This is a genomic window from Rhodococcus sp. S3 (assembly GCF_058211795.1).
Genome location: NZ_CM177074.1, coordinates 1,781,538 through 1,804,027 on the forward strand (window position 1 = coordinate 1,781,538; position 22,490 = coordinate 1,804,027).

General features: G+C 66.6%; 18 protein-coding genes, 2 rRNA genes and 1 pseudogene. 12 read left to right on the top strand and 9 right to left on the bottom strand.

Annotation, left to right across the window (positions count from 1 at the left end):
• Positions 1–26 precede the first annotated feature (26 nt).
• The 6 genes from AC0LPE_RS08330 to ehuA all read left to right on the top strand — a co-directional run bounded on the left by AC0LPE_RS08330 (position 27) and on the right by ehuA (position 6,799).
• A 23S ribosomal RNA gene (locus AC0LPE_RS08330) occupies positions 27–3,160 on the top strand.
• Positions 3,161–3,265: 105 nt separating this feature from the next.
• Positions 3,266–3,382 (top strand): 5S ribosomal RNA (rrf, locus tag AC0LPE_RS08335).
• Positions 3,383–3,687: 305 nt separating this feature from the next.
• Positions 3,688–4,581, top strand: coding sequence for an ectoine/hydroxyectoine ABC transporter substrate-binding protein EhuB (gene ehuB, locus AC0LPE_RS08340; RefSeq protein WP_039586823.1), 894 nt, complete (start codon positions 3,688–3,690; stop codon positions 4,579–4,581).
• A 16-nt stretch (positions 4,582–4,597) separates the two neighbouring features.
• A complete protein-coding gene (gene ehuC, locus AC0LPE_RS08345) occupies positions 4,598–5,332 on the top strand; it encodes an ectoine/hydroxyectoine ABC transporter permease subunit EhuC (protein ID WP_039586825.1) in 735 nt (244 codons plus the stop codon).
• Positions 5,329–5,973 carry an ectoine/hydroxyectoine ABC transporter permease subunit EhuD gene (ehuD, locus tag AC0LPE_RS08350; protein ID WP_039586827.1) on the top strand — a complete coding sequence of 215 codons (645 nt, stop codon included), beginning with the start codon at positions 5,329–5,331 and terminating at the stop codon, positions 5,971–5,973. The genes ehuC and ehuD overlap by 4 nt, the downstream gene beginning before the upstream one ends.
• A gap of 61 nt (positions 5,974–6,034) precedes the next feature.
• Positions 6,035–6,799: an ectoine/hydroxyectoine ABC transporter ATP-binding protein EhuA gene (gene ehuA, locus AC0LPE_RS08355; protein WP_172414895.1), complete on the top strand. Its 765-nt coding sequence runs from the start codon at positions 6,035–6,037 to the stop codon at positions 6,797–6,799.
• A 9-nt stretch (positions 6,800–6,808) separates the two neighbouring features.
• On the opposite strand, the gene AC0LPE_RS08360 is transcribed toward ehuA, so the two are convergent.
• Complete coding sequence (locus tag AC0LPE_RS08360) at positions 6,809–8,356, bottom strand: adenylate/guanylate cyclase domain-containing protein (RefSeq protein WP_088897440.1); 1,548 nt, start codon at positions 8,354–8,356, stop codon at positions 6,809–6,811.
• A gap of 42 nt (positions 8,357–8,398) precedes the next feature.
• On the opposite strand from AC0LPE_RS08360, the gene nucS reads away from it, so the two are divergent.
• Positions 8,399–9,073, top strand: a complete 675-nt coding sequence (nucS, locus tag AC0LPE_RS08365) for an endonuclease NucS (protein WP_006554723.1) — start codon at positions 8,399–8,401, stop codon at positions 9,071–9,073.
• 2 nt (positions 9,074–9,075) lie between these two features.
• Positions 9,076–9,399 (top strand): Rv1322 family protein, encoded by a 324-nt coding sequence (locus AC0LPE_RS08370; RefSeq protein WP_088897439.1) that lies wholly within the window; start codon positions 9,076–9,078, stop codon positions 9,397–9,399.
• Here the strand turns inward: AC0LPE_RS08370 and AC0LPE_RS08375 are convergent.
• A complete protein-coding gene (locus AC0LPE_RS08375; protein ID WP_490606326.1) occupies positions 9,396–9,647 on the bottom strand; it encodes a hypothetical protein in 252 nt (83 codons plus the stop codon). The two genes, AC0LPE_RS08370 and AC0LPE_RS08375, sit on opposite strands and share 4 nt — an antisense overlap.
• A gap of 150 nt (positions 9,648–9,797) precedes the next feature.
• Here AC0LPE_RS08375 and AC0LPE_RS08380 point away from each other — a divergent pair, with 150 nt between their 5' ends.
• Positions 9,798–10,388, top strand: a complete 591-nt coding sequence (locus AC0LPE_RS08380; protein ID WP_145693058.1) for a TetR/AcrR family transcriptional regulator — start codon at positions 9,798–9,800, stop codon at positions 10,386–10,388.
• A 40-nt stretch (positions 10,389–10,428) separates the two neighbouring features.
• On the opposite strand, the gene AC0LPE_RS08385 is transcribed toward AC0LPE_RS08380, so the two are convergent.
• The 4 genes and pseudogenes from AC0LPE_RS08385 to mce form a co-directional block, all read right to left on the bottom strand.
• On the bottom strand, positions 10,429–10,938 hold the full coding sequence (locus tag AC0LPE_RS08385; protein WP_088897437.1) for a hypothetical protein: 510 nt from the start codon (positions 10,936–10,938) through the stop codon (positions 10,429–10,431).
• Positions 10,939–11,010: 72 nt separating this feature from the next.
• Entirely contained in the window at positions 11,011–12,066 is a 1,056-nt protein-coding gene (locus AC0LPE_RS08390; RefSeq protein ID WP_490606015.1) for a DNA polymerase III subunit beta family protein, read from the bottom strand.
• A 241-nt stretch (positions 12,067–12,307) separates the two neighbouring features.
• A pseudogene (locus tag AC0LPE_RS08395) lies at positions 12,308–13,378 on the bottom strand (hypothetical protein); the annotation flags it as partial.
• A gap of 83 nt (positions 13,379–13,461) precedes the next feature.
• On the bottom strand, positions 13,462–13,947 hold the full coding sequence (mce, locus tag AC0LPE_RS08400; RefSeq protein WP_016694038.1) for a methylmalonyl-CoA epimerase: 486 nt from the start codon (positions 13,945–13,947) through the stop codon (positions 13,462–13,464).
• 104 nt (positions 13,948–14,051) lie between these two features.
• Between mce and AC0LPE_RS08405 the strand changes: the two genes are divergently transcribed.
• The 3 genes from AC0LPE_RS08405 to AC0LPE_RS08415 all read left to right on the top strand — a co-directional run bounded on the left by AC0LPE_RS08405 (position 14,052) and on the right by AC0LPE_RS08415 (position 16,713).
• Positions 14,052–15,242, top strand: coding sequence for an acetyl-CoA C-acetyltransferase (locus AC0LPE_RS08405; protein WP_088897434.1), 1,191 nt, complete (start codon positions 14,052–14,054; stop codon positions 15,240–15,242).
• A 105-nt stretch (positions 15,243–15,347) separates the two neighbouring features.
• Entirely contained in the window at positions 15,348–15,707 is a 360-nt protein-coding gene (locus AC0LPE_RS08410; protein WP_016696456.1) for a DUF3817 domain-containing protein, read from the top strand.
• Between the two features lie 115 nt (positions 15,708–15,822).
• On the top strand, positions 15,823–16,713 hold the full coding sequence (locus AC0LPE_RS08415; protein ID WP_160876456.1) for a tetratricopeptide repeat protein: 891 nt from the start codon (positions 15,823–15,825) through the stop codon (positions 16,711–16,713).
• Between the two features lie 58 nt (positions 16,714–16,771).
• Here AC0LPE_RS08415 and AC0LPE_RS08420 read toward each other — a convergent pair whose 3' ends face one another.
• Genes AC0LPE_RS08420 through AC0LPE_RS08430 form a run of 3 tightly spaced genes read right to left on the bottom strand, consistent with a single transcriptional unit; the run spans position 16,772 to position 22,474 of the window.
• Positions 16,772–18,220 (bottom strand): neutral zinc metallopeptidase, encoded by a 1,449-nt coding sequence (locus tag AC0LPE_RS08420; RefSeq protein ID WP_088897433.1) that lies wholly within the window; start codon positions 18,218–18,220, stop codon positions 16,772–16,774.
• A 28-nt stretch (positions 18,221–18,248) separates the two neighbouring features.
• Positions 18,249–20,459 carry a 1,4-alpha-glucan branching protein GlgB gene (glgB, locus tag AC0LPE_RS08425; protein WP_490606016.1) on the bottom strand — a complete coding sequence of 737 codons (2,211 nt, stop codon included), beginning with the start codon at positions 20,457–20,459 and terminating at the stop codon, positions 18,249–18,251.
• A complete protein-coding gene (locus AC0LPE_RS08430) occupies positions 20,456–22,474 on the bottom strand; it encodes a maltotransferase domain-containing protein (RefSeq protein WP_016696452.1) in 2,019 nt (672 codons plus the stop codon). Before AC0LPE_RS08430 ends, glgB begins: the two co-directional genes overlap by 4 nt.
• Between the last annotated feature and the right edge of the window lie 16 nt (positions 22,475–22,490).

Here is a 22,490-nt window from a genome sequence, read left to right on the forward strand (position 1 = left end):
CTGCACAGTGGACGCGAGCATCTTTGTTGTAAGTGTTTATGAGCGTACGGTGGATGCCTTGGCACCAGGAGCCGATGAAGGACGTGGGAGGCTGCGATATGCCTCGGGGAGCTGTCAACCGAGCTGTGATCCGAGGATTTCCGAATGGGGAAACCCAGCACGAGTGATGTCGTGTTACCCGCATCTGAATATATAGGGTGTGTGGAGGGAACGTGGGGAAGTGAAACATCTCAGTACCCACAGGAAGAGAAAACAACAGTGATTCCGTGAGTAGTGGCGAGCGAAAGCGGATGAGGCTAAACCATGGGTGTGTGATAGCTGGCAGGCGTTGCATCCGTGGGGTTGTGGGGCTTTTCTTCCCGTCACTGTCATGACGGGCGAGAGTAAGAAACCGGTTGGTTAGTCGAAGTGGTCTGGAACGGCCTGTCGTAGAGGGTGAGAATCCCGTAGACGAAAACTTGCCGGCTCTCGTGAGAAGTACCCGAGTAGCACCGGGCCCGTGAAATCCGGTGTGAATCTGTCGGGACCACCCGATAAGCCTGAATACTCCCTGGTGACCGATAGCGGACTAGTACCGTGAGGGAAAGGTGAAAAGTACCCCGGGAGGGGAGTGAAATAGTACCTGAAACCGTGCGCTTACAATCCGTCAGAGCCGATGCACGATTCAGTTCGTGGTGGGTGATGGCGTGCCTTTTGAAGAATGAGCCTGCGAGTTAGTGGCATGTCGCGAGGTTAACCCGTGTGGGGTAGTCGTAGCGAAAGCGAGTCCGAATAGGGCGCATCTAGTGGCATGTTCTAGACCCGAAGCGGAGTGATCTACCCATGGCCAGGGTGAAGCGATGGTAAGACGTCGTGGAGGCCCGAACCCACTTAGGTTGAAAACTGAGGGGATGAGTTGTGGGTAGGGGTGAAAGGCCAATCAAACTCCGTGATAGCTGGTTCTCCCCGAAATGCATTTAGGTGCAGCGTCGCGTGTTTCTCACCGGAGGTAGAGCTACTGGATGGTCTAGGGGGCCCACAAGCTTACCGAAATCAGCCAAACTCCGAATGCCGGTGAGTGAGAGCGCGGCAGTGAGACTGCGGGGGATAAGCTTCGTAGTCGAGAGGGAAACAGCCCAGATCGCCGGCTAAGGCCCCTAAGCGTGTACTAAGTGGAAAAGGATGTGGGATCGCTGAGACAACCAGGAGGTTGGCTTAGAAGCAGCCACCCTTGAAAGAGTGCGTAATAGCTCACTGGTCAAGTGGTTCTGCGCCGACAATGTAGCGGGGCTCAAGTACACCGCCGAAGCCGCGGCATTCACACAAGCCCGCTTTCTTCCCACGGGGAGGGAGCCAGGTGTGTGGATGGGTAGGGGAGCGTCGTGCAGCCGTGGAAGCGCCGGAGTGATCCAGGTGTGGAGGCTGCGCGAGTGAGAATGCAGGCATGAGTAGCGAAAGACGAGTGAGAAACTCGTCCGCCGGATGACCAAGGGTTCCTGGGCCAGGTTAATCCGCCCAGGGTGAGTCGGGACCTAAGGCGAGGCCGACAGGCGTAGTCGATGGACAACGGGTTGATATTCCCGTACCCGTGTATCCGCGCCCAATGGCGAATCAGTTGTGCTAACCGTCCAAAAGGTCGGTCGTCTCCTTCGGGAGTCGACTGGCTGGCTGCACGGGACCCCGATTGTAGTAGTCAAGCGATGGGGTGACGCAGGAAGGTAGCTGGGCCAGGTGATGGAATACCTGGTGTAAGCCGGTAGGGCGAATGGTAGGCAAATCCGCCATTCATACAGCCTGAGAGGTGATGCGTACCCGTTGAGGGGAATTCAGTGATCCTATGCTGCCGAGAAAAGCCTCTAGTGAGTTGGTACACGGCCCGTACCCCAAACCGACACAGGTGGTCAGGTAGAGAATACCGAGGCGATCGAGAGAACTGTGGTTAAGGAACTCGGCAAAATGCCCCCGTAACTTCGGGAGAAGGGGGACCACGCCCGGTGACGGCCCTTGCGGTCCGAGCTGGGGGTGGTCGCAGAGACCAGAGAGAAGCGACTGTTTACTAAAAACACAGGTCCGTGCGAAGTCGTAAGACGATGTATACGGACTGACGCCTGCCCGGTGCTGGAAGGTTAAGAGGACCGGTTAGCCATTTCGGTGGCGAAGCTGAGAATTTAAGCCCCAGTAAACGGCGGTGGTAACTATAACCATCCTAAGGTAGCGAAATTCCTTGTCGGGTAAGTTCCGACCTGCACGAATGGCGTAACGACTTCTCTGCTGTCTCGACCACAGACTCGGCGAAATTGCATTACGAGTAAAGATGCTCGTTACGCGCGGCAGGACGAAAAGACCCCGGGACCTTCACTATAGCTTGGTATTGGTGTTCGGTTCGGTTTGTGTAGGATAGGTGGGAGACTGTGAAGCGGCCACGCCAGTGGTTGTGGAGTCGTTGTTGAAATACCACTCTGATCGTATTGGACCTCTAACCTCGGACCATGATCTGGTTCAGGGACAGTGCCTGGTGGGTAGTTTAACTGGGGCGGTTGCCTCCCAAAATGTAACGGAGGCGCCCAAAGGTTCCCTCAGCCTGGTTGGCAATCAGGTGTCGAGTGCAAGTGCACAAGGGAGCTTGACTGTGAGACTGACAGGTCGAGCAGGGACGAAAGTCGGGACTAGTGATCCGGCACCGGCATGTGGAAGCGGTGTCGCTCAACGGATAAAAGGTACCCCGGGGATAACAGGCTGATCTTCCCCAAGAGTCCATATCGACGGGATGGTTTGGCACCTCGATGTCGGCTCGTCGCATCCTGGGGCTGGAGTAGGTCCCAAGGGTTGGGCTGTTCGCCCATTAAAGCGGCACGCGAGCTGGGTTTAGAACGTCGTGAGACAGTTCGGTCTCTATCCGCCGCGCGCGTTAGAAACTTGAGGAAGGCTGTCCCTAGTACGAGAGGACCGGGACGGACGAACCTCTGGTGTGCCAGTTGTCCCGCCAGGGGCATGGCTGGTTGGCTACGTTCGGAAGGGATAACCGCTGAAAGCATCTAAGCGGGAAGCCTGTTCCAAGATGAGGTTTCTCACCCCCTCGAGGGGGTAAGGCCCCCGGCAGACCACCGGGTTGATAGGCCGGAACTGGAAGCCCAGCAATGGGTGGAGGTGACCGGTACTAATAGGCCGAGGACTTACCACGAAGATGTTACGCGTCCACTGTGCGGTATCTGAAACAACACACACATCAGATATCCGGAATCCCCTTGGGGGAGAACCGAATCCGATGCGTGAAGTTTCATAGAGTTACGGCGGCCATAGCGACAGGGAAACGCCCGGTCCCATTCCGAACCCGGAAGCTAAGCCTGTCTGCGCCGATGGTACTGCACTCGACAGGGTGTGGGAGAGTAGGACACCGCCGAACACCCGTTCCGAAAGGGGACCCACACTGTGGGTCCCCTTTCGTGTTCTCCGGGTTCTCCCCGGACCTGTCGGGGGATCCCACCTCACGGGAAAGTCCTTACGCTCCGAACGCTTTTCGGGTACGGTACGCCCGCTCCGATCGCCGGTGCCCAGCGGATCACGACCTCGTAACAAACACGCTCTGTTCCAGGCTATGCCTACTTATGCCGGTAACGTCCGCTCATGCACGATCGCACGGTTCGTGTGGGTTCGGCGTGTGAGCGCCTGTCGGGGGCGTTCTCGTCGACGACGAGGAGGGGCGAGACGATGACGAATCGATCGACTACGGGTACCGCCGGCAAGTTCACGGCGGTGATCGCGGGACTGGGACTCATCGGCGCGGCCGTCACAGGATGTACGAGCGTCGACACCGACAGCGAGGGTTCGACCCTCGAACGACTCCAGCAGGAAGGCACCGTCACCGTCGGTTTCGCCGGCGAGGCGCCCTACAGCTTCATGCAGGACGGCGAACTCACCGGCGCCACCGTCGCTCTGCACCGCGAGATCTTCAAGAACCTCGGCATCGACAACGTCGAAGGTGTGGCCACCGACTTCGGTGCGCTCATTCCCGGCCTGCAGGCCGGACGGTTCGATGTCGTCAGTGCCGGCATGTCGATCCTGCCGCAGCGTTGCGAACAGGCACTGTTCAGCGAGCCGGAGTTCAACTACACCACTGCGCTCATGGTCCCGCAGGGCAATCCGGAACAGCTCGCCGACATGCAGTCGATCGCCGAGAGCGGCGTCCGGATGGCGGTCATGACCGGCGCGATCGAAGCCGACTACGCCTCTGCGCTCGGCATCGACGCGATGCAGGTGGCGTCTCCCCAGGACGGGATGGATGCCGTCGTCAACGGACGCGCCGACGTCTTCGCGCTGACGGGTATCTCCCTGAACTGGATGAAGCAGAACAACGAGGGTGCACCCGTCGACGTCACCGAGTCGTTCGTCGCGGAGATCGACGGGGTGCCTCAGGTGGGCGCCGGCGGAACGGTCTTCCGCAAGGAGGACACCGAACTGCGCGACGCCTACAACGAGGAACTCGCGAAGATCACGTCCGACCCGCAGAAGTACCTGTCGATCGTCGGCGAGTTCGGGTTCACGGAGGCGGAGATGCCCGATCCGGGGCTGACGACCGAGATGCTCTGCGAGGGCGTTTCCTGATCTCGGCTGCGTCGTAATGGATTTCGGTTCCAAGATCGAACTGCTGTGGAACTCCTTCCCGCAACTGTTCGACGGTCTGCTCGTCACCGTCGAACTGACCGTGGGGAGTGCGGTCTTCGCGTTCCTGCTCGCCGTGGCCCTCGGACTGGCGGCAGGCGCGAAGAACCTCGCCCTGCGCGGCAGTGCGCGGGTGTTCATCGAGTTCTTCCGCGGCACTTCGCTTCTCGTCCAGCTGTTCTGGTTCTTCTATGTCCTTCCGTTGTTCGGGTTCCGGCTCGAATCGATCGTGTGCGGGATCCTCGCCCTGTCGCTCAACTACGGCGCCTACGGAGCGGAGGTGGTGCGCGGTGCGATCGCGTCGGTGCCCAAGCCGCAACTGGAGGCGGCGACGGCGCTGAATTTCGGTTACTGGCAGCGCATGCGACGAGTGATCTTCCCGCAGGCCTGGGCCGAGATGATCCCGCCGCTGACGAATCTGCTTATCCAGTTGCTCAAGGGAACGGCACTGGCGAGCTATATCCTCCTGCAGGACCTCACGTTCCAGATCGAGCAGCTCCGTAGAGGAAGCGGCGACACCATCTTCGCGTTCGGCGTGGGGTTGGTGCTGTACTTCGTGCTCGGCTATCTGCTGACGCTGCTGATGAATGCGCTCGAGGTGCGGGCGAAGAGCCGACTCGGGACCGGTCCCACTCTGCGTGAGATCTTCGGGCTCGCCCCGGTCTTCGATCAGCCGTTGGGGGCACGCTCATGACCGTCGACTGGAGTTGGGAACGCGCGGCCGAGGCCCTTCCGGTACTGCTCGAAGGATTCCGGATCACCCTGCTGGCCACGGTCCTCGGATTCGTGGTCGCTGCGGTGCTCGGGCTGGTCGTGGCCGTCGCCCGTCGCTCGTTGCCGAAGGTGCTCGCGACGGCGCTGTCCGCCGTCGTCCAGTTCATCCGGCTCACCCCGCTCGTGGTGCAGCTGCTCTTCGTCTACTACCTCCTCCCGCAGTTCAGTGCGCTGCAGATCGGCATCGCCGTACTGGGGATCCATTACTCGACCTACATGGCCGAGGTGTACCGGGCGGGCATCGACGCGGTGCCGAAGGGACAATGGGAGGCGTGCCGCGCCCTGTCGTTGTCGCCCATGCGCACGTGGCGTGCGGTGATCCTGCCGCAGGCCGTGCGCCGTGTCGTGCCTGCGCTGGGCAACTACGCGGTGTCGCTGTTCAAGGACACCCCGTTCCTCTTCACGATCTCCGTCGTGGAGATGGTGACCGCGGCCCAGCAGTTCGGTGCGCGCAACTTCCAGTACCTCGAGCCGCTCACACTGGCCGGCCTGATCTTCCTCATCGCCAGCTACCCGACGTCGTTGCTCGTCCGCCGATTGGAGCGTCGCCTTGCCTATTGAGATGCACAAGGAAGCCGGTGCCGACGGCGACTCGCTGCCCGCCGCCACCTCCGACGGATCCATGATCCGTTTCGACTCCGTGGTCAAGCAATTCGGTAATCACGTGGTCCTCGACCACTTGGACTTCACCGTCGCCCCGGGGGAACGGGTCACGTTGATCGGACCGAGCGGTTCGGGCAAGACGACCATCCTGCGCCTGCTCATGACCCTCGAGAAGATCGACGACGGCGTGGTGTGGGTCAAGGGCGAACCACTGAGCCACGAACGCAAGGGGACGCGTCTCGTCCCGGCCTCCGAGCGCTACCTGAGGACGATGCGTCGCAGCATCGGGATGGTCTTCCAGCAGTTCAACCTGTTCCCCAACATGAACGTGATGGAGAACCTCACCGAGGCTCCGGTCCACGTCCTCGGTCGCAGCAAGGCCGAGGCACGCGACCGTGCGCGGGAGTTGCTCGCGATGGTCGGTCTGTCCGACAAGGAGACCGCCCATCCCACGCAGCTGTCGGGTGGTCAGCAGCAGCGGGTCGCGATCGCCCGTGCCCTCGCGATGGATCCGGAGATCCTGCTGCTCGACGAGGTCACCTCGGCCCTCGACCCCGAACTCGTCGCCGACGTGCTGGACGTGCTGCGGACGATCGCCGAGACGACCGACATCACGATGCTCATCGTGACGCACGAGATGCACTTCGCCCGCGACGTCTCCGATCGAGTGCTGATGTTCGATCAGGGACGCATCGTGGAGGAGGGGCCGCCCGAGCGCATCTTCACCAGTCCCCGTGAGGAACGCACTCGCAAGTTCCTCGACGCGGTGCTGGCGGGGGAGTGAGGCCGGCCGTCAGTCCGCGCGCGGAATCGCCAGGCGCGTCGGCTCGGAGCGGCCGCGCAGGGTGATTTCCTCACCCAGCTCCCACCGTGCGCGTTCGTCCTCGGGAGCGAGCTGCACGGTGCGGGCCGACGCCGCGACGTAACCCGGAACGGTCTTCGCGAGATCGGACAGTCTCGCCGCTTCGTTGACCGGATCGCCGATCACGGTGTACTCGAAGCGTTCCTGCGCGCCGATGTTCCCGGCGACCGCGCGACCTGCCGTGACCCCGATACCCGCGCGACACTCCGGCACTTCGTCGGCGAGGCGTCGCGCCATCCTTCTCGCGGCGCCGAGCGCGGAGCCGGCGGCGTTGTCGAGGGCGACCGGCGCCCCGAAGATCGCGAGCGCTGCATCGCCCTCGAACTTGTTGACGAATCCTTCGGCCGCGTGCACCTCTTCGACGACGACCGCGAAGAAACGGTTGAGCAGCGCCACCACTTCGGTCGGCGGGCGACTCGCGGCCAACGCGGTGGACCCGACGATGTCGACGAACAACACTGCGACGTCCCGTTCCTCACCGCCGAGGACACCGGGATTGGCCAGCGCCGCGGCCGCGACCTCCCGTCCGACATGGCGGCCGAATACGTCGCGCAGCTTCTCCCGTTCGCGGAGGCCTTCGGCCATCCGGTTGAATCCCGTCTGCAACTGTCCCAATTCGGTTCCGTCGTAGACGACGACCGCGGTGTCGAAGTCGCCCGACGCGATGCGTTGCATCCCGGCGCGCACCGATTCGATCGGCGCGATCGTCGACCGGATGGTGAGGAACATCAGCAGCGAGCCGGTGAGCAGACCGAGTCCGCCGATGGCGAGGATGGTGATCGCCAGTCGCGTGGGCGTGACGGGACGGATGAAGCTGAACACCGCGATGAACAGCAGACCGACGACGGGCACGGCGCTGCCCAGGGCCCATGCGAGCATCACCCGTCCGGTGGTGCCGGCCAGTCGCGGGCGACGAGGCGTCCCGACCTCGAGCGCACGCGCCGCGATGGGGCGCAGCGCGAAATCGGTGAACATGTACGCGAATCCGCATACCGTGACGCCGGCCAGAGTGATGGTCAGCGCGACCTTCGGGATCGTCTGCGGGTCGATGACCCCGAACCCGACGGTGAACAGGATCAACCCGATGAACCACAGCGCTCCCTGCTGGAGGGTGGTACGCCAGGGCATCCGCAACGCGATCCGCTGTTCCTGCGGGGTGGGCGGGCGGTTCTCCAGCGCCCACCGCAGCCTGCGGAGCGTCGCCCGGGTGCCGAGCACCGAACCGACCACGACGGCCGAGACCACGTAGACCGGAGCGAGGATCGCGGTCACGATGAGGAAATCGGAGGTCAGTACCGACGGGCCCGGGATCACGACGTTGATGAGAGCGGCCACGATCAGGGCACCGACGAGATGCGTACCGATCAGCGAGAACGTCAACAGGGTCTGGATCCTGATGCGTTGCCGTCGGATCGGTTCGGCAGGCTCTCCCAGGATCGCCGATCCGAGCGGGGCCGTGCGGTGACTGCGTGCGGGCATGGTCGTTCGAGACTAGTCGAGTCGATCCTCTAGGGTGGCTGTGTGCGTCTTGTGATTGCCCGTTGCCGTGTGGACTACATCGGACGCCTGACGGCTCATCTGCCGACGGCCCGACGTCTCCTCCTCGTCAAATCCGACGGTTCGGTGAGCGTCCACGCCGACGACCGTGCCTACAAGCCCCTGAACTGGATGAGCCCACCCTGCTGGCTCGAGGAGGAGTCCGTCGAGGACGCCGAGGCCCTGTGGGTGGTCACCAACAAGGCGGGCGAGCAGCTGCGCATCACTCTCGAAGAGATCGACCACGATTCGAGCCACGAACTCGGTGTCGACCCCGGTCTGATCAAGGACGGTGTCGAGGCGCACCTGCAGGAACTTCTCGCCGAGCACGTCGAGACCCTCGGGACGGGCTTCACCCTCATCCGGCGCGAATACCCCACGGCGATCGGCCCTGTGGACCTGTTGTGCCGCGATGCCGACGGAGCGACCGTCGCCGTGGAGGTGAAGCGTCGCGGCGAGATCGACGGCGTGGAGCAGCTCACCCGTTATCTCGAACTGCTCAACCGGGATCCGTTGCTCGCTCCCGTCAGCGGCGTGTTCGCGGCTCAGCAGATCAAGCCGCAGGCACGGACGCTGGCCACGGACCGCGGCATCCGCTGCCTCGTGCTCGACTACGAGGCGCTGCGGGGCACCGAGAGCACCGAGTTCAGATTGTTCTGATCGTGCCGCGCCGCAACAGATCCCGCACCGGCCGCAAGCGCGGCGGGGCGGCCGACGAATCCCCGACCTACTTCGGGGCGACGGTGCGCACCGAGAACGGTCCCGCGGGGGCCGAAGGGGAACGCTTCACCGTGCGCACCGTGCCGGGTTCGCGTGCCACCAAGCCGTACCGGTGCCCGGGATGCGATCACGAGATCGCGCCGGGAACACCCCATGTCGTCGCGTGGCCCACCGATGCGCTCGGCGGTGCGGAGGACCGGCGGCACTGGCACAGCGGATGCTGGTCGGGACGCGGGACCCGCCGCCCCACGCGACGCTGGTCCTAGCGTCCGGTCGCCGTTCGGCCGTCGCCTCGGGGAAGGTCGGCGAACGCCTTCTTGACGTCGCGGTACCACCCCATCGCTTTGATCGGGTGCCGCCAGCGTCCTTTCATCTGTTCGTGTGCCGGCTGATGGGTCGCGTCGCCACCTCGAGCGGCTTCGCGCAGATGACGATCCTGTGCCTTGATGATCTCGTCGGCGGTCTCTCCGCTGAGCTCCAGGTCGCAGGGGCCACCCAGCTGTCGGCAGGTCATGGTCTTCACGGCGTCTCCTCTGTCGGTGAGGGTCGGTTGCACCCGAGATACTGCGTCGAACTATCGGTACGGTGTGTGTCGATGGCGAGAATCATGCTCCCGATTTCGGTGACCGTCAACGGCACGGAGCGTGTCGATAGAATGGCGGGTATGACTGATTCGCCCGCCGGCCCGCGGCGCCGCGGCGCTGCGCGTACTCGAGAGTTGCTGCATGCGGCGCTCGAACTCGCGGCCGAGGTCGGTTATGCGGGGCTGAGCATCGAAGCGGTCGCACGACGGGCGGGAGTCGGGAAGCACACGATCTACCGGCGCTGGCCGTCCATCGCAGCGCTCCTGCTCGACGCGCTCGGCCTCGTGTGGGTCAGCGATCTGGATTACCGCACGGACGGGGACATCAGATCGGACCTGCACGAGCAGTTCGTGCGCTCGTGCCACGCCCTGTCCACGCCGCCGATCGGACCCGTCTACCGAGCCGTCATCGCCGAGGCCCAAGCGGACCCACAACTCCGGGCCACGTTGTACGAACGGTTCCTGTCCACGGTCGAACAGCGCACCTACGATCGGATCCTGCGAGCCCAGCGCAACGGTGAACTCGTACCCGGCGCGGATCTGGAGTATCCCGCGGAAGTGCTGTGCGGAACCCTCTACTACCGCTGGTTGTTGACACCCCGGCCTGTCGACGAACACGCGATCGACGGCCTGATCGACATGTTCATGGCCGCCTACGGGAACCGGGCATAGGCGGCCGCTGCCGGTCGAACCGGCGCGTCCGTTCCGCGCCTCAGCGGGCGGTGCCCGGTGCGGACGCTCGTGGTGTGGTGTCGCGGTCGGCGATCGCCTGTCGCACCTCGTGCACGGCCGTGCGGATGGTGTCGCCGTAGGGATCGTCGGGGAGCGCGGACAGGTGGTCCTGCGCGCGGTCGAGATGTTCCGCGGCCACTCGGAACGATCCGAGGCGTCGGAAGTCGTCGGCCAGGTTCAGGTGCAGGCTCGGATAGAAGCCCGCGACCCGGAGGGCGTCGTGGTGTTCCCGGGCACGCTCGTCGGTGAGGGCATCGGCAGCGTCGAGGGCGCGGACATCCCAGACCAGGGACTCGGCGGGATCGTCGTACAGGTCGGCGAGATAGTGCGCGAGCGTGCAGCGATGGAACGCGTCGCCCGCCGCACCGATCCGCTCCCACAGGGACAGCAGGTCACGCCGGGCCGACTCGGTGTCGCCGTCGCGGCCGCGGAGGACCGCTGCGCCGATCGCGTCCATCGTGGGATCGGGTGTCGAGGGGGAGGTGGACATGAGACTCCTGTCGAGGTGTTCGGCGAATGCGGGGGCGCTGTATCGGAGAACGCTGTGTCAGGGGGCGCTGTGTCAGGGGGCACTGCGCGGCATGACGAGCGTGGTGAGATCCCCGTCGTCGGCCGATCGGACGGTGACCGGCAGATCGGGACCGCGCACGTCGAGCATCAGGTCGTCGCCGAGCGCGTGACTCCATGCCGGATACACGGTGACCAGGTCGAACCAGATCGTCAGCTCCGGTCCGGTGGCCGTACCGTCGAGCGGCACCTCGTCCCCGTCGGGGAACACCAGGACCGGCCGGTCGGGGGAGGTCCGTAGGCCGACGGTCTCCGGTGCTCGCTGCTCGAGCACTGTCACCACGCGGCGTTTGCCGAGGGTGACCCGCTGCGTCACCGCGGGGAGCGAGTCCAGGAGGAGTCGGTGGTCGGGGAACGGCTCGGGAAGCAGACGGCAGTGGAGGACGTCACCGGCGGAGGTGCGGAAGGTGACCGCCCGCTCATCCGCTTCGACGATCACCGACGGGCTGCACCGGAGCCGGGAGGTCGCGACCCGCAGATCGTCGCCGGCGAGTGTGCCGGCCCAGGACGGGCAGATCGGATCGGTGGGCACGAGCGTCCGGGTGGCGAGCCGGTACCGGTCGGTGGCGGTCAACCTCACGCAGCCGGATCCGGTTTCCATGTGCACGCCGTTCAGCACCGGGATGTCGGGGTCGTGACCGGTGGAGGCGGAGACCTGATCGACGGCCCCGGCGAGGACGGGTCCCGGCACCGTGCAGACCACGCGGCGTGATTCGGCACGTAGGGACGCGCCGAGGGTCTCGGCGGCCCGTCGGAGCCTGTCGGCCTCCGAGGTCATCCCCGCAACGTGGTCGTCGAGCAGTCGCACTGCCTCGTCCGCGTCGGCGGCGAAGAACTCGCCGATGGCGGGCAGCGGCATTCCGATCTCCCGCAACTGCCGCAGCCGGCAGGCGCGCGGGACCTGGGACCGGCAGTAGAACCGGTATCCCGTCGAGGGATCGACGTGCGCGGGGCGCAACAGGCCGGCGTCGTCGTAGAACCGCAATGCGCTCGCGGTCAGTCCGACGAGTTCGGCGAACACGCCGATCGACATCATCTCCGGGTCGGTCACCGGCCCATCATGAAGCTTCGACCGACTCGAAGGTCAAGCCGACGGCTACCGATCGTCAGTTGCGGACCTTGCTGGCCACGGCGGGGGAGCGACCCTGCGCACCGGCACCGACGGAGGGGGAGCGATGCGGTGCCGAGGCGTTCGGCGTACGCGGAGTGGACTGCGATCCCTGCCCGCCGGTGTTCGGCTGCCCGGCCGAGTTCGGGCCGGAGGCCGAGCCGGGGGCATCGCTCTTCGGGATACGCACCGTCCGGTCGGCCTGCGGCAGGGGCGTGGTCTTGTCGGTCTGCGGCAGCGGCGCGGTCTTGTCCGCCTTCGCGTCGGCCTTGACGGATGCCGGCTCCTCCGGGCTCTCGTCGTCCGAACCCTGCTTGTCGCCGCCCTGCTTGTCGCTGCCTTGCTTGTCGCGCGCCGTGCCGAGGACGGTCGTGCGGGGCTCGTCGAGGGAGATCTCCCGATCGAGCAGTTCGCCTTCGCGGTTGATCGCCGCGAGCAGCGTGGGGACGTCGTCGAGCTGCTCGCGAACGGCGTCGAGCTGGCCGAGGATGCGTCCCCGCAGCACGCGGAGTTCCTCCGTGAGGTCGCGCGCGTTGGCGACCTTCCGCTCGGACTGTTCGGTAGCGCGGGTGAGCCGCCGTTCGGCTTCCTGCGTGGCATCCTCGACACGACGTTCGGCCTCGGCCTTGCTCGTCCGTTCGAGTTCGTCGAGGGCGCCGAGCAACTTCGTGCGGCGCTCGGACATCGTGATCTCGAAGTCCTGCTGCACCTGCTCGCGCTTGGCCTCTGCCTCGGCGTCGAGTCGCTCGGCCTCGGCGCGGGCAGCGGCCACGATCCGCTCGGCCTCGGCGCGGGCCGCGGTCATCGTCCGCTCGTGCTCGGCCGCGAAGGCGATGCGGGTGTCCTCGAGTTCGGCGAGCTTCTTCTCGTAATCGCCCCGGAGGCGGATGCCCTCCTGCTCCGCCAGCGAGATCATCTCGGCGGCGTCGGCCTCGGCGCGGGCACGCAGCTCGGAGGCCTCGTCGGAGGCGAGACGCAGCATCCGCGAGATGCGGTCGCTCATACCCTCGGCGGTGGTGGGAGGCACCGACAGACGGTCGACGTCCTTGCGCAGTTCGTCGATCTCGTTGCGGGCGTTCTCGAGCTGACGGGCCAGATCGCGGGCCTGCGCGGCAGCAGCGTCGCGGTCGGTGGCGGTCACGCGCAGCTCGGCCTCGAACCGTGCGAAGTAGTTGGTCACCTCGTCGCGGTCGAAGCCCTTCCGCACGATGGAGAACGGCAGGTGGCTGGGTGCGCGATCACGATCGAAGACCATGGAGACAATCTACCCGGTCCCTGCGGGTACGACCCGGGTGCGCTCCCGCCCCATCCGTCTTCGGGAGCGCACCGGAACGGCCGTCAGTGAGCGGGATGTGCCGCCGGCTCGACGAGCTCGACGAGGACGCCGCCCGCGTCCTTCGGATGCAGGAAGTTGATGCGCGAATCGGCGGTACCGCGACGGGGAGCGTCGTACAGCAACCGGACGCCGCGCTCGCGCAGCGCCGTGGAGACGGCGTCGATGTCGGAGACGCGGTAGGCGAGCTGCTGCAGGCCCGGTCCGTTGCGGTCGATGAACTTCGCGATCGTGGAGTTCTCGTTCAGCGGGGCGAGCAGCTGGATCATGGTGGACCCTTCGGGGGTCCCCGGAACGGCCAGCATCGCCTCGCGCACGCCCTGCTCCTCGTTGACTTCCTCGTGGGTGGACACGAGGCCGAGGTTCTCGGCGTACCAGGTGAGAGCGGCATCGAGGTCGGGTACCGCGATGCCGACGTGATCGATGGCGGTGACGAGTCCGGAAGCGAGAACGGACGCCGCCGGAGTGGATGTGGGAGAGGTCTCGGTCATGCTCTAGACGGTAGCGGTACCGTTGAGTGCACTCCTATCGGGATTCAGGTGAATATCCGAGTGGAGTTTTCCGATCACATGCCGATCTTTCGGAGGAATGTCCCGTGAGCAGTTCTGTCATCGTCGCCGGAGCCCGGACGCCCATGGGGCGCCTGCAGGGTTCGCTCAAGGATTTCTCCGGATCGGATCTCGGTGGCGTGGCGATCAAGGGCGCACTCGAGCGCGCCGGCGTGGCTCCTGAACAGGTCGAATACGTCATCATGGGCCAGGTGCTCACCGCCGGCGCCGGCCAGATCCCGGCCCGTCAGGCGGCCGTCGCCGCCGGCATCCCGATGGATGTGCCGGCGCTGACGATCAACAAGGTGTGTCTGTCGGGCATCAACGCGATCGCGATGGCCGACCAGCTGATCCGCGCGGGCGAGTTCGACGTCGTCGTCGCCGGCGGCCAGGAGTCGATGAGCCAGGCCCCGCACATGCTCGAGAAGTCCCGCGCCGGCTTCAAGTACGGCGACGTGACCCTGCGCGACCACATGGCCTACGACGGCCTGCACGACATCTTCACCGACCAGGCGATGGGCAACCTCACCGAGTCGGCCAACTCCGGCGACCGCTTCGTCTCCCGCGAGGAGCAGGACGCCTTCGCCGCCGCCTCGCACCAGAACGCTGCCCGTGCCTGGAAGGACGGCCTGTTCGAGGACGAGGTCGTGCCGGTGTCGATCAAGCAGCGCAAGGGCGACCCGATCGTCTTCGCCGCCGACGAGGGCATCCGCCCGGAGACCACCGCCGAGTCGCTCGGCTCGCTGCGTCCGGCCTTCTCGAAGGACGGCACCGTCACCGCCGGGTCGGCCTCGCAGATCTCCGACGGTGCCGCCGCGGTCGTCGTGATGAGCAAGGCCAAGGCCACCGAGCTCGGGCTGAGCTGGATCGCCGAGATCGGCCGTCACGGCGTCGTCGCCGGACCGGACTCGACCCTGCAGTCGCAGCCGGCCCGGGCGATCGCCAAGGCCTGCGAGCGCGAGGGCGTCGACCCGAAGGACCTCGACCTCGTCGAGATCAACGAGGCGTTCGCCGCCGTCGGCATCGTCTCGGCCCGTGAGCTGGGCATCGATCCGGCGAAGGTGAACGTCAACGGCGGTGCGATCGCGCTCGGCCACCCGCTCGGCATGTCGGGTGCGCGCATCGTGCTGCACCTGGCGCTCGAGCTGAAGCGCCGCGGCGGTGGCGTCGGCGCTGCCGCCCTGTGCGGTGGTGGCGGCCAGGGCGACGCGCTCATCGTGCGGGTGCCCAAGAACTGACCCTCTTCCCGAGAGCATGATCACGGCCCCGGCGCAAGCATGCCGGGGCCGTGATGTCTCTCACTGAACTACGGCTTGTCGTAGGCCTTTCGGCACAATGGCCGCATGACCAACATCCTCGACGTGTCCACGCCCGCGAAACGATTCCGGCTGATCGCGATCTGGGAGGCGGTGACCTGGCTCGCCCTCCTGATCGCCATGTTCTTCAAGTGGGTGCTCGGCTACGAAGAGGCCATCGCGATCCCGGGCATGGTGCACGGCGTGGCCGGTTTCATCCCGTTCGTGCTCATCGCGCTCCTCACGGCGTGGTCGCTGAAGTGGGATCTCAAGACGACCTTCCTCGCCCTCGTGTCGAGCGTGCCCCCGTTCGGCACGATCGTCTTCGAGCGCTGGGCCGTGCGTACCGGTCGCCTCGGAGAGCTGTCCGCTCCGGCGACCCGCGAGGACGTCACCGCGACCGTCTGATCTCACGGCTGCGTCCCCCGGTCCGCGCAGCACGATTCGGACCACTCGTGACAAACTGGTGGACGTGACTCGACCCGGTTCCCGTCCAGCACGTTCTGCCGCCGTCGCCGCGGCGATGTCCGGCGCGGTGGATCTCTCACCGCTCAAGGAGAGGGCCTCCGCGCCGCCGCCTCCGCCTCCGTCCGGGGGCGACGGCGCCGCACCCGCTGCCATCGCCCCGATCGTGGACGTCACCGAAGCGACATTCGAAACCGAGGTGCTGCAGCGGTCGACGCAGGTGCCCGTGATCGTCGACCTGTGGGCGACCTGGTGCGAGCCGTGCAAGCAGCTCTCGCCCGTTCTCGAGAAGCTCGCGAACGAAGCGAACGGCGCGTGGGTCCTCGCGAAGGTCGACGTCGACGCCAACCCGCGGATCGCGCAGGCCTTCGGCGTCCAGTCGGTGCCCACGGTCGTCGCGATCGCGGCCGGCCAGCCGCTCGCCGACTTCCAGGGCGTGCAGCCCGAGCCCGCGTTGCGTCAGTGGCTCGACGCCATCCGGAACGCCGTCGCAGGCAAGCTGTCCGGCCCTCCCGGCGCCGAACCGGAGGAACAGCCCGCCGACCCGCGTTTCGAGGCCGCCGAGCAGGCGCTCGAGAACGGCGACTTCGAGGGCGCCGAGGCGGCCTACCAGCTCGTCCTGAACTCCGAGCCGAACAACACCGAGGCGCAGGCCGCGCTGCGTCAGGTGCGTTTCCTGGCCCGCGCGAGCACGGTCCCCGAGGATGCGATCGAGCGCGCCGATGCCGCTCCGAACGACCTCGAAGCCCAGTTCACGGCGGCCGACGCCGAACTGTTCGCGCAGCAGCCGGAGGCGGCCTTCGGTCGTCTCATCGAGTTCGTGCGCCGCAGCGCCGGGGACGAACGCACCGCGGCACGCACCCGGCTCCTCGAACTGTTCGAACTGTTCGACGCCGCGGATCCGGTCGTGGTGTCGTCGCGTCGCAAGCTCGCGATGGCCCTCTACTGATCCCTACGCATCCGTCGGCCCGGCCGCTCACCACTCGTGGTGGGCGGCCGGTGTCGTCTCAGCGGTAACGGCCGGTGCAGGCGGCCTCGCCGCCGAGGACGCCGGTGCGGAAGGCATCCACCCGGGCGAATCCGCTCGGCACCGTGTTGCCGTTGACGTCGCTCGCCGCCAGTCCGTCGGTGAGCAGACCCGAGACCGCTTCGTCGAGGTCGCCGGGGGACAGCCACACGAGCACCTGGCTCGGGTCGACGTTCGAGGCGAGGGTGCTGTCGGGGCTCAGCGCGGCACTGATCACCCCGGACAGACAGGCCGCCCGCAGAGCCGTGCGCGGCTCGGTGAGCGACTGGCCGGCTTCCTTCTGCACCGCGAGGGCGTAGCGGGAGGCGACGAGCACGTAGGCGTTGTAGTCGCCGCGGACACCGGGATCGAATCCGCTTCCCGGCGGGGCGGCCGTACCGCGCTCACTCAGTGCCTCCATGTCGACGCCCACGGTGTTCGTCGCGGGGCAGTACGACACCGGTGAGGTGGCCCGGGCGTCCGAGCACCCGAGGTCGGCGCCCGACAGATCGAGTTGCGGCAGGGCGTCGAGGTCGAAGACCTGGTGGAACGACTCGAAGATCGCCTCGACCGACTCGCCGGTGACCGGTAGCTCGCCGTCGTCGGCGGAGTCGTAGTACTGCGGCAGGTCGGCGCGGCGCGACTCGATCTCGGCGGAATCGATGCGCGCACACGAGCCGGCCCCGTCGGTGAACCCGATCTGCACGGCCGTCACGCGTTCGAAGGCCGAACCGTGGATCGAGTCGGGATCGTTCGGATCGGCGTCGCGGAAGAGCACCATCGACGCGAGCACGTTGTTCAGCCCGTCGGAGGTGTCGAGCTGGAAGTGCGTCGAGCGGCCCTCCGCGACGTGCCGCATGAAGGCACCGGCGAAACAGTCGGCCTGCTGCTCGAACACGATGCCGGGATCGTCCTCGGCGACCAGCCCCGCCGTGTGCTGGACGGCGTGCCCGTACTCGTGGGCGAGGACCGTCACCGCGGCCATCGGCCCGAAGCTGTCGATGAGCTGCGGCATGAGGTAGGTGCGGTCCCATCCGATCTCGTCACCCCCGCTGCAGTAGGCCGCGTTGATGAAGTCGTAGGTGGGTTTGCCGCAGAAACGCGGACCCCGGCGCTCGGACGGATCCCACGACACGATCGTCTCGACCGGGCGGAAGGTGCCCCGGGCGACCGACGCGAACTCCTGACGCCAATACTCCTCGATGTCGGCGATCGCGTTGCCGGCCAGGACGTCGACGGGACCGCCGTCGGTGTTCTCGATCTCGATGTCCGCATCGGGCACCCCGCTGCGTGGACCCGACGCCCCGGAGGTGACGGGCAGCCCCGCCACGGTGAAGGGGTTGTCGTAGATCGACACCGCCGTTCCTTCGATCCGCTGGGCGCATCCCGCCAGCAGGACGACGGTCAGTGCGGGCACCACCAGTCGCGCGAACCGGTGCGTCCGTCGCATGTCGTTGTGCTCCTGTCGTCGGGCAGCGTCACCTCCGCAACGACAACCAGATGGCGCCGTGCGCAGGCAAGGTCACCCGAGCCGAGGCGGGACGCCCGTGCCACGAATGTTCGTCCGCCTCCACGGCGCCGAAGTTGCCCGCTCCGTTGCCCTGGTAGGCGGTCGCGTCCGTGTTGAGGACTTCCTCCCACGTGCCCGGTTCGGGCAATCCGACACGATAGTCGGCGTAGGTGGTGCCCGAAAAGTTGTGCAGGCACGCGACCACCGAGCCGTCGCTGCCGTAGCGCAGGAACGACAGGACGTTGTTGTGCGCATCGTTGGCGTCGATCCACGAGTATCCGCCGGGCGTGGTGTCGAGCGTGTAGAGCGCCGGGTGCGAGCGGTAGATGCCGTTGAGATCGCACACCAGCCGGTGGATACCGGCGTGGAGCGGTTCGTCGAGCTGCCACCAGTCGAGGCCGCGTTCTTCGGACCACTCGGCGACCTGCCCGAACTCCTGGCCCATGAACAGCAACTGCTTGCCGGGATGGGCCCACATGTAGGCGAGCATCGAGCGCAGGCCGGCGGCGCGTGTGGCGTCGTCGCCCGGCAGTCGCGTCCACAGCGTGCCCTTGCCGTGGACGACCTCGTCGTGGCTGATGGGGAGCACGAAGTTCTCGCTCCACGCGTACACGAGCGAGAACGTGATCTCGTGGTGGTGATAGGTGCGGTGCACGGGATCGCGGCCGAGATAGCCGAGGGTGTCGTGCATCCAGCCCATGTTCCACTTCATGCTGAACCCGAGCCCGCCGACGTTCGTCGAGCGGGTCACGCCCGGCCAGGAGGTCGATTCCTCCGCGACCGTCACGATCCCCGGATAGTGCTTGTGGACGGTGGCGTTGAGTTCCTGCAGGAACGCGACGGCCTCGAGGTTCTCACGCCCGCCGTAGATGTTCGGCGTCCAGCCGCCCTCGGGGCGCGAGTAGTCGAGATACAACATCGAGGCCACGGCGTCGACGCGCAGACCGTCGATGTGGAACTCCTCGATCCAGTACAGGGCGTTGGCGACGAGGAAGTTCCGCACCTCGGGGCGGCCGTAGTCGAAGACGTAGGTGCCCCAGTCCAGCTGTTCACCGCGGCGCGGATCGGGATGTTCGTACTGGGGGCTGCCATCGAAGCGCGCGAGCGCCCACTCGTCCTTGGGGAAGTGGGCGGGCACCCAGTCCATGATCACGCCGATCCCGGCGGCGTGGAGACGGTCGACGAACGCGCGGAACTCGTCGGGTGTGCCGAACCGGGAGGTGGGGGCGTAGTAGGAGGTGACCTGGTAGCCCCACGACCCGCCGAAGGGATGCTCGGCGACCGGCAGCAGCTCGACGTGCGTGAATCCGGTCTCGAGGATGTACTCGGCCAGCTGATCGGCGAGTTCGACGTAGTTCAGGCCCGGGCGCCACGAACCGAGGTGCACCTCGTAGACCGCCATCGGTTCCTGCCAGGGCTGCGCCTTCTCGCGGGTCGCGACCCAGTCGTCGTCGTTCCAGGTGTAGCGGCTCTCGGTGACCTTCGACGCGGTTGCGGGCGGCACCTCGGTGGCGAACGCCATCGGATCGGCCTTGTCGCGGACGGATCCGTCGCGGCCGTGCACCCGGTACTTGTACAGCGCGCCCGGTTCGATGCCGGGAACGAAGACCTCCCAGACGCCGCTCGAGCCGAGCACCCGCATCGGGGCGGTGCGTCCGCCCCAGCCGTCGAAGTCGCCGGTGACGGTGACCCCGCGTGCGCCCGGCGCCCACACGGCGAAGGACGTGCCCGTCACCGGGCCGTCCGGGGTCTCGTAGGTCCGCGGATGGGCGCCGAGCACCTCCCACAGCCGTTCGTGCCGGCCTTCGCGCAGCAGGTGACGGTCGAGTTCGCCCAGCGTCGGCATGAAGCGGTAGCCGTCCGCGACGACCTCGACGTGATCGAACGGATAGGTCACCACGAGCCGGTAGTCGGCGAGATCGAAGACCGGGATCAGGGCGCTGAAGACGTCCTCGCCCACGGGTTCGAGCGAATGGTCGCGACCCCCGATGCGGGCGGCGACCTTCTCGGCCCCGGGGCGCAGTGCCCGGATGACCGTCCCCTCCGGATGCGGATGGGCCCCGAGCACCGCGTGCGGATCGTGGTGCTCGCCGGCGGCGAGCAGGTCGAGGTCCTCCGGTCGCGGGCTGTGGCGCCGGCGCGGAACATCGGCGCCCGGCGTCTGGGGCGGCACGGTCACGACTGCCTCCTGTAGGCGAGCGTTGTGCGGGTGGGGATGCCGATCGGGGGCAGGACCAGGATGTGTGCCACCGCCCGCCACGGCTCGAGGCGCACGTAGTTGGCCTGTCCCCACGAGTACTGTTCCCCACTCACCTCGTCGTAAACGGGGAAGTGGTCGTGCCAGTCGTGTCCGATCGCCGGCATGTCGAGCCAGACCGTGCCCTGTTCGGCCCCGTAGGGGTTGAGGTTGATCACCGTGAGCACGCAGTCTCCGGTGGACGGATCGAACTTCGAATAGGCGATCAGCGCGTCGTTGTCGACGTGGTGGAAGGTGATGTTGCGCAGCTGCTGCAAGGCCGGATGCGCGCGCCGGATGCGGTTGAGGGTGGTCAGCCACGGTTCGAGCGACTCGCCGCGCCGGCGGGCCTCGTCGTATCGGCGCGGCCGCAACTGGTACTTCTCCGAGTCGAGGTACTCCTCGCTGCCCGGCCGCACCGCGAGGTGCTCGAACAGTTCGTATCCCGAGTACACGCCCCACGAGGGAGCCAGGGTGGCGGCGAGCGCCGCACGCAGCGCGAACATGCCGGGCCCGCCGTGCTGCAGCGTCTCGTGCAGGATGTCGGGGGTGTTGACGAACAGGTTCGGCCTGGCCTCGTCGGCCTTCGCGGCGAGCTCGGTACCGAACTCGGTGAGCTCCCATTTCGCGACCCGCCACGTGAAATACGTGTAGGACTGCGTGAATCCGCGTCGCGCGAGCCCGTACATGCGGGCGGGCCGGGTGAAGGCCTCCGACAGGAACAGCACGTCGGGATCGGTGCGCTTGATCTCGGCGATGAGCTGCTCCCAGAAGTTCGGGGGCTTGGTGTGCGGATTGTCGACGCGGAAGATGTCGACGCCCAACCGGATCCAGTGCCGGACCACGCGCAGGACCTCGGCGTAGATGCCCTCGGGGTCGTCGTCGAAGTTGATCGGATAGATGTCCTGGTACTTCTTGGGCGGGTTCTCCGCGTACGCGATCGTGCCGTCGGGCAGCACGGTGAACCATTCCGGATGCTCCCGGGCCCACGGGTGGTCGGGGGCGCACTGCAGGGCGAGATCGAGGGCGACCTCGAGCTCGAGTTCCTTCGCTCGGGCGACGAAATCGCGGAAGTCCTGCTCGGTGCCGAGTTCGGGATGGATGGCGTCGTGACCGCCCTCGTCGGAACCGATCGCCCAGGGCGACCCGACGTCGTCCGGGCCGGCGACGAGGGTGTTGTTCGGTCCCTTGCGGTTGACCTTGCCGATCGGGTGGATCGGGGGGAGGTAGACGACGTCGAATCCCATCGCCGCGATGCGCGGCAGATCGGCGGCGGCCGTGGCGAAGGTGCCGTGCCGCGGGGTTCCGTCCTCGTGCCAGCCGCCGGTGGACCGGGGGAAGAACTCGTACCAGGAACCGAACAGCGCGCGGCGGCGATCGGCGAACGCCGTGAACGCCTTTCCGCGGGTGACCAGCTCGCGGAGGGGATGGGCGCGGAGGATCTCGGTGACGTCGGGGGAGAAGGCCGGAGCGACGCGCTCGGCCAGCGGACGGTCGGACCGCAGGGACGCAGCGACCGCGAGCAGAGCGGGACGGTTGCCGCGCGGTGCGCCCTTCGCGGCCTTCTCGAAGATCCGTGCGCCGACCTCGAGATCGTTCGCGAGTTCGGTGGCGTCCTGCCCGGCGTCGGTCTTCGCGGTGACCGCGTGGCGCCAGGTCGCGACCGGGTCGCTCCACGCCTCGACCCGGTAGGTCCACGCGCCGACGCTCGTGGGGGAGAAGGTGGCGTGGAAGGTGTCGGGTTCGGTGCCCGGGACCATCGGGATCCGCACCAGCCTGCCCGCGGATTCGGGATCGTCGGCCGGTCCTCGGACGGCGAGTGTCGCGGCGATCGCGTCGTGGCCCTCACGCCACACGACAGCGGAGACCGGCACCACCTCCCCGACGACCGCCTTCGTCGGATAACGCCCTCCGTCGATGGAGGGTTGTACGTCGTCGATGGCGAGCCGACCTGTCACGCTAGCTCCGTTCCGT

Bases quoted from the DNA above. Each gene is read 5' to 3' on its own strand.
- AC0LPE_RS08410 (WP_016696456.1), top strand. From the start codon at position 15,348: ATGACCAACATCCTCGACGTGTCCACGCCCGCGAAACGATTCCGGCTG.
- AC0LPE_RS08415 (WP_160876456.1), top strand. From the start codon at position 15,823: ATGTCCGGCGCGGTGGATCTCTCACCGCTCAAGGAGAGGGCCTCCGCG.
- ehuC (WP_039586825.1), top strand. From the start codon at position 4,598: ATGGATTTCGGTTCCAAGATCGAACTGCTGTGGAACTCCTTCCCGCAA.
- AC0LPE_RS08360 (WP_088897440.1), bottom strand. From the start codon at position 8,356: ATGCCCGCACGCAGTCACCGCACGGCCCCGCTCGGATCGGCGATCCTG.
- AC0LPE_RS08420 (WP_088897433.1), bottom strand. From the start codon at position 18,220: ATGCGACGGACGCACCGGTTCGCGCGACTGGTGGTGCCCGCACTGACC.
- AC0LPE_RS08385 (WP_088897437.1), bottom strand. From the start codon at position 10,938: ATGTCCACCTCCCCCTCGACACCCGATCCCACGATGGACGCGATCGGC.
- mce (WP_016694038.1), bottom strand. From the start codon at position 13,947: ATGACCGAGACCTCTCCCACATCCACTCCGGCGGCGTCCGTTCTCGCT.
- ehuB (WP_039586823.1), top strand. From the start codon at position 3,688: ATGACGAATCGATCGACTACGGGTACCGCCGGCAAGTTCACGGCGGTG.
- ehuD (WP_039586827.1), top strand. From the start codon at position 5,329: ATGACCGTCGACTGGAGTTGGGAACGCGCGGCCGAGGCCCTTCCGGTA.
- AC0LPE_RS08380 (WP_145693058.1), top strand. From the start codon at position 9,798: ATGACTGATTCGCCCGCCGGCCCGCGGCGCCGCGGCGCTGCGCGTACT.
- AC0LPE_RS08375 (WP_490606326.1), bottom strand. From the start codon at position 9,647: ATGACCTGCCGACAGCTGGGTGGCCCCTGCGACCTGGAGCTCAGCGGA.
- ehuA (WP_172414895.1), top strand. From the start codon at position 6,035: ATGATCCGTTTCGACTCCGTGGTCAAGCAATTCGGTAATCACGTGGTC.